The following is an 11,364-nucleotide window of genomic DNA, read 5'->3' as shown; positions in this document are numbered from 1 at the left end:
TGGTTTCTTGCCTAGATTATTATCTAAAACGACATGCGTTAAAAGTTAGTTGAACCGCCGTGTGCCGAACGGCACGCACGGTGGTGTGAGAGGGACTAGAAATTAGTCCCTACTCGATTGAGAGCTGTCCTTCACGAATGTGACTTGCTTTACAAGCTGTACGGCTCTTTTTGAGGTGAACTTGGTTCGCACTATCTCCAGCCTTCAAAGGTTCCCCAAACCTTTGAAGCGAGTACTAAAAGCAAACTGAAAGACTACTCGACAATTCAAGAACTTCCGAAAGGGAGTTCTTTTTGCAAAATCGGTCTTAGGGCGGATGTCGGCTATGTTTGATTCGGTTATACTAGTATCAATCCTAAATATTTTTCATATCTCCTTAAAAAGCACCGGCCAGATGGCAGGTGCTTTTTTTTTAGGGATTATTCCTCAGTAAATGCCGCAATCTCTTCTTCGGTCATGCTGGAGTCGCAGCGGACTTGGACCCTGCTTGCTTTTGCGACAAGAAGACCTGGGACAGTTGGCACATGGTATTGGTCGCGTAAGGCTTGGAGTTCCGGGCTATTTTGGCTAGAATCAATAAAATGTACTGTTGCTTGTTTATCCTGAGCTACCTTGTGTAGTTTTGGCGCGAACCGATTGCAGTAAGGGCAGGTTGCGCGTCCGATAAAGAGGATGCCTCCCTCTTTTGCTGAAAGCAAAGTTTGGGCCTGCTTCACGTCAATTGTAATAAAATCTTGAATATATGTTTTGAAATCCATTATTTACTCCTTTTTCTTCCTATTATAAAGAATTTTAGGATTGATTTCAAAAATCTACTACGGTCGACACTGTTGCTTTTACTTTAAAAAAATCTATTTTTACGGTATAATGGTCAAAGAATGTCAAAGAAAGAGGCGATACTATGGCGATGAAAAATACATCGGATTATATCGAGGAACATATCAAGGCCATTCTAGATCAAGTCAGTGTTGCTGAATTGCGTCGGAGTGAATTAGCCAGTCGATTTGAAGTGGTTCCGAGTCAGATTAACTATGTCATCAAAACACGATTTACTGCAAGCCGTGGCTACATTGTAGAAAGTAAGCGTGGCGGAGGAGGCTATATTCGTATTGGTAGGATTACCTTCTCGGACAAACATGAATTGGTACATGATCTAATAAAAAATATGGGTGAGCAATTATCAACAACGGTATTTGCTGATATATTACAATTGTTGTTTGATGAAGGCTTGATGACAGAACGCGAAGGAAATTTGTTTTTAGCAACGGGTTCCGACGATGTCTTGGGGAAAGATGCGGATAAAATTCGAGCGCGAATGATGCTGCAACTACTCCGTCGTTTAGATAGGAAAGAGGATTAATTTTCATGAAAATTTCAACAGGCTTACAACGGGTTTTTGAAGATGCTCAGTTGATTGCCCAACGATATGCATGCGATTATTTAGAAACGTGGCATATTTTGCTAGCATTTGTCATCAATCACGATACGGTAGCTGGTGCTGTTTTGGCAGAATACCCAATGAGTATTTCAGATTTCGAACATGCTACTTTTGTTGTTACAGAAAAAGTATACCGCGAAGAATTGGATAAATTTAATATTCTACCCTCTTCAAAGAGATTAGACGATACAGCTCAGTTCGCTAGAAAGATTGCAGAAGTCGTTAAGGCAAAAGAATTAGGAAGCGAGCATTTGTTTCAGGCAATGCTGTTAGACAAACGTTCAACCGCAAGTCAAATTCTAGATAAAGTAGGTTTTCATTTTGAAGAGATAGAAGATGAATTCCGTTTTGTTGATTTGCGTAAAAACTTAGAGTATCGTGCAGGGTTTACCAAAGAGGATTTGAAAGCTATCCGTAGCGTGATGAAAGGTGGAAAGGCTAAAACAGCAAGTGTAGGCCAAATGATGGGCATGCCACCAACTGCTCAAAGTGGTGGCTTAGAGGACTACACTCGTGATCTGACAGCCTTAGCCCGTGAGGGGAAAATTGAACCTGTTATTGGTCGCGATGCTGAAATTTCACGGATGATTCAAATTCTATCACGTAAAACGAAGAATAATCCTGTTTTGGTTGGCGATGCAGGTGTTGGGAAAACAGCACTAGCATTAGGTCTTGCTCACCGTGTTGCAGCAGGAGAAGTTCCTGTCAGTTTAGCAAAGATGCGTGTTTTGGAACTTGACTTGATGAACGTTATTGCAGGAACTCGTTTCCGTGGTGACTTTGAAGAGCGGATGAATAATATCATCAATGATATTGAAGAAGATGGTCAGGTTATCCTCTTCATTGATGAATTGCATACTATTATGGGGTCGGGTTCGGGAATTGATTCAACCTTAGATGCTGCCAATATTCTTAAACCGGCCTTGGCTCGAGGGACCCTACGCACTGTTGGTGCAACGACACAGGATGAATACCAAAAGCATATTGAAAAAGATGCTGCTCTGGTCCGTCGTTTTGCCAAAGTGACCATTGAAGAGCCGACAGTGGAAGATAGCATTGCCATTTTGACTGGTTTAAAAGGTACTTTTGAGAAATACCACAGGGTCCGTATTGGACAAGCGGCTGTAGAGACTGCTGTGACCTACGCTAAGCGGTATTTGACCAGTAAAAACCTGCCAGATTCAGCCATTGATCTGCTGGATGAAGCCAGTGCAACGGTACAAAATAGAGTGAAAGGGCAGGTTGAAGAAACAGGTCTTTCGATTATTGATAAAGCTTTGATGGCTGGAAAATACAAGACTGTCAGTAAGCTCTTAATCAAGACTACAGAAGAGAATCTGTTGAGTCATAACGATGACTTAGAAGTGACAGAAGATGACATTTTGGAAACACTTAGTCGCTTATCAGGTATCCCAGTAGCCAAGCTCAGCCAATCAGATACTAAGAAGTACCTGAATCTGGAAGCAGAATTGCACAAGCGTGTGATTGGGCAGGAAGAAGCTATTTCTGCCGTTAGCAGAGCTATTCGCCGTAATCAGTCAGGGATTCGTACAGGTCGCAGACCGATTGGTTCCTTTATGTTCTTGGGACCAACTGGTGTTGGTAAGACAGAGCTTGCTAAAGCCTTGGCAGAGGTTCTCTTTGATGATGAATCTGCTCTTATCCGTTTTGATATGTCTGAGTATATGGAGAAATTTGCGGCCAGCCGTCTCAATGGAGCGCCTCCAGGCTATGTTGGCTATGAAGAAGGTGGCGAATTAACAGAAAAAGTTCGTAACAAACCTTATTCTGTTCTTCTTTTTGATGAGGTTGAAAAGGCTCATCCAGATATTTTCAATGTTCTCTTGCAGGTCTTAGATGATGGTGTCCTGACGGACAGTAAGGGACGTAAGGTTGATTTCTCAAATACCATTATTATCATGACGTCAAATCTTGGAGCAACAGCTCTTCGTGATGATAAGACAGTTGGATTCGGTGCCCTTGATTTGTCTAAGGACCACAAGGAAGTGGAGAAACGCATTTTTGAGGAATTGAAAAAAGCCTATCGTCCAGAATTTATCAACCGTATTGACGAGAAAGTTGTCTTCCATAGCTTGACTGAGTCCCATATGCAGGATGTTGTTAAAGTCATGGTTAAACCATTGTTGGCTGTAACAAATGAGAAAGGGATTACCCTTAAACTTCAACCATCAGCCCTTAAGTTATTGGGCAAACAAGGTTACGACCCAGAAATGGGGGCTCGTCCTCTTCGTAGACTCTTACAAACCAAATTAGAAGACCCGTTGGCAGAAATGTTGCTCCGTGGTGACCTGACTACTGGTTCGACCTTGAAGGTTGGGGTCAAGGGCGATGAGCTCAAGTTTGATGTGGTAAAGGGGTAAGGAGTGCCTGTTGTTCTTAGACTTTCTAGATGCAGAGATGTTCTTCCGTTTTGAAAAGAGTATGAATTAGTTGGAGAGGTGAGCTTGCTCGCCTCTTTAACGATTAGAAAGGAAATCGATGATTCAAACCTTAGCTGTTGTTTTTGGGACCTTTGCTCCCATGCATAAGGGACATTTGGATTTAATTGGACGAGCAAAGTTGGCTTGTGGTCAGGTTTGTGTCCTAGTGTCGGGTTATGACAAGGATCGTGGAGACTTGATTGGCTTGGATTTATTGACTCGCTTTAGAGCTATTCAATCCCAGTTTGAGGGTGATAATTTGGTTAGAGTTCGTGCCTTGGATGAGACAGATTTGCCTGCCTATCCGGATGGCTGGGACCTTTGGTTAGAACGTTTGCTTGGTTTGTTGGACTTGGCTGAACATCAGGCGCCAGTCTTCTATGTTTCTGAGGAAGAATACGCTCAAGAACTGCAAAATCGAGGCTATCAAGCTCATTTTAGTCCTAGAAAATTTGGTATTTCAGCAACCTTCATTCGCGAGAATCCAGAGAAGTATCGAGACTATATTGCCCCTGCCTTTGTTGACTTTTTTGAAGATGGGGAAAATATCTAATCAGTATATAAAAAACGCATAAAATCAGGTTAGAACCTTGGCTTTATGCGTTTTTATATATGTTTAATGATTGGTAAATATCAAACTTCTCAGAGTTTCTTACTTAGCAATCCGTTCTTGATAGGCTTCTCGTGCTTGGTCAAAGAGTTCTTGGACCTGTTCAATCGTCTCTGCTCGGGCAACAGCGCCACGGATCTTGGCAGCACCTGCTGAACCACGGAGGTAGTGTGGGGCAAGACCACGGAATTCACGTACGGCGATGGATTCGCCTTTTAGATTGGTCAATCGGGTTAGGTGGTCGAAGGCGACTTCGAGTTTATCTTCAAAGGAGAGGTCGGGTAGGACTTCTCCAGTTTCAAGATAGTGGTTGATTTGGTTGAAGATATAAGGATTGCCCATGGCAGTCCGTCCGACCATGACGGCATCAGCTCCGACTTCCTCGATACGTTGACGAGCATCTTCGACATTGCGGATGTCGCCGTTTGCGATGAAAGGAATCTTGGTCAGGCTGCCAGCCACCTTGGTGAGGGTTTCCAGGTCAACGGTTCCTGTGTACATCTGCTCGCGGGTCCGTCCGTGCATGGCCAGGGCAGACACACCGGCACTTTCTGCGGCCAGAGCATTTTCGACCGCTAGGTCGGTATTGTTCCAACCCGTCCGCATTTTAACAGTCAAGGGAATATCGAGGACTGAGGTCACTTCCTTGATGATGTGGTAAATCTTGTCGGGGTCCTTGAGCCACTTGGCACCAGCTTCGTTTTTAACGACCTTGTTGACAGGGCAGCCCATGTTAATATCTACGATATTAGCCTTGGTATTGGTTTGGATGAAGTCGGCAGCCCGCTTCAGTCCTTCGGCATCGCCGCCGAAAAGCTGGATGGACATAGGGTATTCGTTGTCATCAATATGGAGCATATGGAGGGTCTTCTCGTTGTTGTAGAGAAGGCCTTTTTCAGAAATCATTTCCATAACGACCAGGCCTGCGCCCATTTCCTTGGCAATGGTGCGGAAGGCCGAGTTGGTCACGCCGGCCATTGGGGCCAGCACGCAGCGATTGGGGATTTCCACATCACCAATCATGAAAGGGGTGTTGAGATTAGCCATTGATGAGTTCCTCCAAATCGTTTTCGTCAAAGTGGTAATGGGTCTGGCAGAATTGACAGGTGATGTCCACGCCCTTGTCTTCTTCCTTCATCTCTTGCAAGTCGGTTTTTGGCAGACTTGCTAGAGCATCAAGGAAGCGGTCTTTAGAGCAGTCGCAGACAAAGCCGATTGCTTCTTCAGACAGTCGTTTGAAGTCGTCGTCGCCATAAATGGCGGATAGCAGAGCTTCTATGTGGTTTTCAGAAGCCAGCAAACTCGAAATGGCAGGCATTTCTTGGATGCGTTTCTCGAAACGGGCAATTTCAGCCTCAGTTGCACCTGGTAAAACTTGCAACAAGAATCCGCCAGCTACCTTGACCTTATCTTCTTCGTCCAACAAGACGTTTAGTCCCACCGCAGAAGGCGTCTGCTGGCTGTCAGTTAGGAAGTAGGCAAAGTCTTCACCGATTTCACCAGAAATCAAGGGTGTCATGGAGTTGTAAGGATGACCTGTTCCGTAGTCTGTGATGACTAGGAATTGTCCGTTCCCCACAAGAGGTCCAACGATGACTTCGCCAGTCGCTGTCCGTTTGTAATCCAAGTCTGGATTTTGAATGTAGCCCTTGACCTGACCTTTGGTATTGGCAACGGAGATGATAGCCCCAACAGCACCGCTGGCCAAGATTTTCAGGGTGATCTTGGTTTCGCCTTTTTCATTGGCAGCCAAAATCTGATTGGCAATGAGAGTGCGGCCCAGAGCAACGGTGGACGACGCCATAGTATCGTGTTTTTCTTGGGCTGTTTTCACGGTTTCTGTGCTATCTAGCACAAAGGCACGGAAATGCCCGCTGTTTGATAGTGTTTTAATAATTTTATCCATAACTTTAATTATAGCACAAGTGGAGAAAATGGGGAAAGGGTATGACTGTAAGAAAAAGGGAGTGGGAAAAAAGGGAGTGGGAAAAAGAAGTCCTCTAGCTGAACGATTTTATCAGATTCAAAGTCGACGTGGTTCACAAAAAGCAACAATCGCCCTCGCACATCAATTATTAAAAATAGCTTATATTCTCTTAAAAGAGCAGATAACGTATCCTGAATTTTTAGTACAGAAAAAGACTACTAGGGACGAGCTAGTAGCCTAACATAAAAAATTTTTTCGCTTTGATTATATCAATCATAGGGAGGGAGTTTTTGCATTCTTTTGAGTTTTCGTATAAGAACTCGACCAGTCAAAAAAGAGTTAGTCAACAATTTTTCGTTTCGAGTTGTTGAGCTGAAACAGTCTATCCCCAGACTGTTTCACTCCCACCCCCGCACAGCTCAAACTGTCTGGGAGACAGTTTGAGGTTGGAGATAAAGCGAACTTTGTTCGCAACAGTCGTAATGGTCAGATTTGGAGTGTAAAAAACGAACAAATCTGCCAATCAACCACTGCGCTGAGATGTTGACACGAACTCTGAGAAGAGGTGCGGGGCTTTTTACTCAGCCTCTTAAAGTTCAGGAAACAACTTCCGCAAAATCTTCGGTGTGATGCTTTGTCCTGGTCCTGCAAAGGTATAGGTGTGCAGGTACATAGCTGGGTTAAAGTTGAGTTCGATACAAGTGCAGTTCGGTTTTTCTTTGCTAGTTGCCTGATGTATATCTGGGATAATCAGATCTACACCACAGGCCCAAGCTCCCATAGCAGTTGCCATATCGGCGGCCAGTTGCTTGTAGGACTCGTCCATCTGGTCAGTCATATCGATAGAATCACCACCCGTTGAGATATTAGAATTACCGCGTAGAAAGGCTTGAATGCCCTCGGGAAGTACTGTATCTGGAGTATAGCCCTGCTGTTCTAACATAAGTAGTTCAATTTCCCCGAGATTGATGATCTCAAGTGGTGAACGATGGTCACGTCCTCTTAGAGGGTCTTGATTTTTTTGAGCGACCAATTCTCGGATAGTTGAATGCCCATCACCTACGACATTAGCTGCGACGCGGAGCAGGACAGCCTCACATTTTCCATCTAGTATGAAGAAGCGGTATTCGGTACCGGCTATGAACTCTTCTACCAGTACATGACTATCTTCTGAAAAGGCAATGTCTAAGGCTTTTTCATAATCTACAAGACTAGCTGGTTCTTGGAAGATTGAGATTCCTAAGCCAAAGTTGGTGGATTTAGGCTTGACGACAATGGCAGAGCTGGAAATTTGTCCGTAATAGCGCAGGGCATCTGTCTTATTTGCAAATTCTGCTCCCGCAGGAACTGGGAAACCAGCCTCTGCTAAAATTTTCTTAGTGACAACCTTGTTGGCCATGGCAAGGGGAACCACGTAGTTGTCTTTGGATGTCATATTGCCATTTTTGATGTATTCAATATGGTCATCATGCCAAAGTTTGAGAAATTGGTCTTCTTCATCCAAAATCTCCACATTCAAGCCCATCTGGATAGCATCGAAGAGAATCATCTGAGTAGAGAGTTCCATATTTTCATAGCCTTTAAGGGCGTAAGGGGCTGTCCAAGCATAGTCATGAAAGGCTTGTCCTTGTTGCTGGCCAAAATGTTCCAGAGATCCATCTTCAACCTGCTCTGCTATTTTTCCAGAAAGGGTTAGTCGCGGCTCTTGAAGAGCTGCCTCCACATGTGCAATGAGCTGGCTATAGTAGTCATCTAGTCCAAAGTGTGTGACTATGGCTTTCATGGCAATCAAGATTGGTGTGGGATCAGCATCGCTAGGTAGAGGTGTATGGGGGTGGCTTAGGGCAATGAGGTTGTTCAGTCTATCTGCTTTTGTCAAAGCGCTATCTACGTCAGCTAGTTGGTCCAGCCAAAGGAGGGCTAAGAGAAAGAGGTGAACGGTGTCAAGGGTTTCTTGACTGATCGCAAGCGGATCATAGGGGTTAAGGTCGAAGGAACGGAATTCTAAATAAGAAATCCCCTTGCTGAGATAGTCGCGACTCGTTTTGGCCCCACGTAGTCGAACAGAGGAATAAAATTCTTTTTCGGCGGATAGTTGACCAGACTGGACAGCTTGTTCGATGTCAGCCACATATTGTTCGAGAGAAGAGAAAGAAATATGAACGTCTTCGGCATTAACATAGCCATGTTTGGAGTTGCGAATGGAACGGACACAACCGACTTCCTCGGATAAAAATCCTTTTTCGGCTAAACTACTTGCTCCATACAAGTAAGTTAAGAGCCAGCGATAGTTGAGGAAGTTTTGTGCCAACTTGAGGTAGAGGGTATTTTTGAATGCGACAAAATCTGTTTCCTCGCTTAATTCAAAAAGTTGTTGGGTTAAGTCTTTTCCTAATTCAAAATTGTAATGAATGCCTGACATAGATTGGAGGAGCTTACCATACCGTTCTCCTAAGCCGACGCGATATTGGTATTCGTAGTCACTTTCTAGTTGAGCAATCTGGATGTCGTCTTCTGAAATGACAGGTGGCATGGATAAGGGCCAAAGGTATTCGCTCTTATCCATTGATCGCATTGCTGCGTCTGTAATCGCACCAAGGAATCGTCTCGCTTCCTTAGTGGAATGAGCAATGGGGGTAATCAATTCAATTTGTGGCTCACTATAGTCAGTTTGAATATACGGATGAAAGCTACGTGAACCTAATTTTTCTGGGTGAGGTGTTTGAGCAACTTTGTGGTTTGCATTGATGCGTAAGGATTCTCGTTCAATACCGAAGGTGGCCTGAAGAATAGGGCTATTTGGGGATAATTTCTGTAACATATTCAGTCCTTCTTATTTCTGTTAAAGTCTTATTCCAATTTTATCTAGTTTGATAGACAAATACAAATTTCTGCTACGATTTTTTGTGAAAATATCATTGAAAATAATTGAAAGTGATAAAAGACTTCGGAAATCCTTTATAAAAACTTTTTTAAAAATGCTTGAAGGTGTAATTTGTTCAGTATTTTTTGTAAAAAAAGGAAGTTTTAACTGCAATGTTCGCAATAATTGAAAATAACGGAAATTCTTGAAAAAATGTTCGTTTTTTGATAAAATAATGTGTAAAACGAAACTTGCAGGTGAGATTCCTGCCAGAAGTAGAAGAAAGGCTGGACTGGTCAGCTAGTTCAGAAAAAGAGTGAATATGACATCTGTAGTTGTTGTAGGAACCCAGTGGGGCGATGAAGGTAAGGGTAAAATCACAGACTTTTTATCTGCTAATGCTGAAGTAATTGCGCGTTATCAAGGTGGAGATAATGCTGGGCATACTATCGTTATCGATGGGACTAAGTATAAATTGCACTTGATTCCATCAGGAATCTTCTTCCCAGAAAAGATTTCTGTTATCGGTAATGGTGTGGTTGTCAATCCAAAATCATTGGTGAAGGAAATCAACTATCTCCATGATTCAGGTGTGACAACAGATAACTTGCGGATTTCAGACCGCGCACATGTTATCTTGCCTTACCACATCAAATTGGATCAATTGCAAGAAGAATCAAAAGGCGAAAACAAGATTGGTACAACCAACAAGGGTATTGGCCCTGCATACATGGACAAGGCTGCGCGTGTTGGTATCCGTATTGCAGATCTGTTGGATAAAGATATTTTTGCAGAGCGTTTGCGAGTAAACTTGGCAGAAAAGAATCGTCTATTTGAAAAAATGTACGAGTCAACACCAATCGAATTTGATGAAATTTTTGAAGAATACTACGCATATGGTCAAGAAATCAAGAAATATGTGACTGATACCTCTGTTATTTTGAATGATGCTCTCGACCAAGGCAAACGTGTCTTGTTTGAAGGTGCGCAAGGGGTTATGTTGGACATTGACCAAGGGACCTACCCATTTGTAACTTCTTCAAACCCTGTTGCAGGTGGTGTGACAATCGGTAGTGGTGTCGGACCAAGCAAGATTGACAAGGTGGTTGGTGTATGTAAGGCCTACACTAGCCGTGTTGGTGACGGACCATTCCCAACTGAATTGAACGATGAAATCGGAGACCGCATCCGTGAAATCGGTAAAGAATACGGTACGACAACAGGTCGTCCTCGCCGTGTCGGTTGGTTTGACTCTGTTGTCATGCGCCATAGCCGTCGTGTATCAGGTATTACAAACTTGTCACTCAATTCTATTGACGTTCTATCAGGCCTTGAAACAGTGAAAATCTGTGTGGCTTATGATTTGGATGGTGAGCGTATTGACCACTATCCTGCAAGTTTGGAACAATTGAAACGTTGTAAACCAATTTATGAAGAGATGCCAGGTTGGTCTGAAGACATCACAGGTGTACGTAGCTTGGATGAATTGCCAGAAGCGGCTCGCAACTATGTTCGTCGCATCAGCGAATTGGTAGGGGTTCGTATCTCAACTTTCTCAGTAGGTCCTGGTCGTGAACAGACTAACATCCTTGAGAGTGTATGGAGCGCAAAATAGTGTATGAAGACTGAACGAATGTTCGGTCTTTTTTGGTCAAGTCTAATTTTGCTTTCTTGTTTAGAATTTGGTATAATCAAGCTTATCAAACAAAAAATGAGGTAAACAAATGGAAGGTTTATTTTTGCCACTTGTCATGGTTGCCATGATTGGCTTTATGTTCTATTCGCAACGTAAACAACAAAAACAACGCCAAGAAGCATTGAACCAAATCAAAAAAGGTGATGAAATTGTGACAATTGGTGGTTTATATGGTATTGTCGACGAAATCGATGACAAAAAGGTTGTTCTTGATATCGATGGTATCTATTTAACATTTGAGCGTGGTGCGATTCGTCATCGTGTCGCTAGTTCTAACACATCAACTGCTGTAGCTGAAGAAGTTGCAGTTGAAACGAAAGAAGCAACCCCAGAATCTGCTATTGAAGAATAAGGATGAGAAACCGAGGGAAACCTTGGTTTTCTCTTGT

At 43.3% G+C, this 11,364-nt stretch carries 9 protein-coding genes and 1 pseudogene; 6 read left to right on the top strand and 4 right to left on the bottom strand.

The window, feature by feature from the left end:
- Positions 1–419 precede the first annotated feature (419 nt).
- The gene (locus K6V48_RS06115) at positions 420–758 is read right to left on the bottom strand and encodes a DUF6568 family protein (protein WP_222368549.1); all 339 of its coding nucleotides are present in this window, start codon (positions 756–758) and stop codon (positions 420–422) included.
- 143 nt (positions 759–901) lie between these two features.
- Here K6V48_RS06115 and K6V48_RS06110 point away from each other — a divergent pair, with 143 nt between their 5' ends.
- The 3 genes from K6V48_RS06110 to K6V48_RS06100 all read left to right on the top strand — a co-directional run bounded on the left by K6V48_RS06110 (position 902) and on the right by K6V48_RS06100 (position 4,432).
- The gene (locus tag K6V48_RS06110; protein WP_171989598.1) at positions 902–1,360 is read left to right on the top strand and encodes a CtsR family transcriptional regulator; all 459 of its coding nucleotides are present in this window, start codon (positions 902–904) and stop codon (positions 1,358–1,360) included.
- Between the two features lie 5 nt (positions 1,361–1,365).
- Positions 1,366–3,819, top strand: a complete 2,454-nt coding sequence (locus tag K6V48_RS06105) for an ATP-dependent Clp protease ATP-binding subunit (protein WP_222368547.1) — start codon at positions 1,366–1,368, stop codon at positions 3,817–3,819.
- Positions 3,820–3,937: 118 nt separating this feature from the next.
- Complete coding sequence (locus K6V48_RS06100) at positions 3,938–4,432, top strand: adenylyltransferase/cytidyltransferase family protein (protein WP_172085811.1); 495 nt, start codon at positions 3,938–3,940, stop codon at positions 4,430–4,432.
- 99 nt (positions 4,433–4,531) lie between these two features.
- Here K6V48_RS06100 and dusB read toward each other — a convergent pair whose 3' ends face one another.
- Positions 4,532–5,536, bottom strand: coding sequence for a tRNA dihydrouridine synthase DusB (gene dusB, locus K6V48_RS06095; RefSeq protein WP_044691771.1), 1,005 nt, complete (start codon positions 5,534–5,536; stop codon positions 4,532–4,534).
- Entirely contained in the window at positions 5,529–6,395 is an 867-nt protein-coding gene (gene hslO, locus K6V48_RS06090) for an Hsp33 family molecular chaperone HslO (protein ID WP_172085813.1), read from the bottom strand. The genes dusB and hslO overlap by 8 nt, the downstream gene beginning before the upstream one ends.
- 82 nt (positions 6,396–6,477) lie before the next feature.
- Between hslO and K6V48_RS06085 the strand changes: the two are divergent.
- Positions 6,478–6,649 (top strand): annotated as a pseudogene (locus K6V48_RS06085) (IS110 family RNA-guided transposase); the annotation flags it as partial.
- Between the two features lie 356 nt (positions 6,650–7,005).
- On the opposite strand, the gene gshAB reads toward K6V48_RS06085, so the two are convergent.
- Complete coding sequence (gene gshAB / locus K6V48_RS06080) at positions 7,006–9,237, bottom strand: bifunctional glutamate--cysteine ligase GshA/glutathione synthetase GshB (protein WP_222368544.1); 2,232 nt, start codon at positions 9,235–9,237, stop codon at positions 7,006–7,008.
- A 364-nt stretch (positions 9,238–9,601) separates the two neighbouring features.
- Here gshAB and K6V48_RS06075 point away from each other — a divergent pair, with 364 nt between their 5' ends.
- Positions 9,602–10,894, top strand: a complete 1,293-nt coding sequence (locus tag K6V48_RS06075) for an adenylosuccinate synthase (protein ID WP_172018598.1) — start codon at positions 9,602–9,604, stop codon at positions 10,892–10,894.
- A 109-nt stretch (positions 10,895–11,003) separates the two neighbouring features.
- Positions 11,004–11,327: a preprotein translocase subunit YajC gene (yajC, locus tag K6V48_RS06070; protein WP_222368541.1), complete on the top strand. Its 324-nt coding sequence runs from the start codon at positions 11,004–11,006 to the stop codon at positions 11,325–11,327.
- Positions 11,328–11,364: the final 37 nt, after the last annotated feature.

Origin of the sequence: Streptococcus suis (genome assembly GCF_019794555.1) — a bacterium.
Taxonomy (GTDB): Bacteria; Bacillota; Bacilli; order Lactobacillales; family Streptococcaceae; genus Streptococcus; species Streptococcus suis_AB.
The sequence above is the reverse complement of the archived record's forward strand: the minus strand, read 5'-3'. Positions and strand labels throughout refer to the sequence as shown.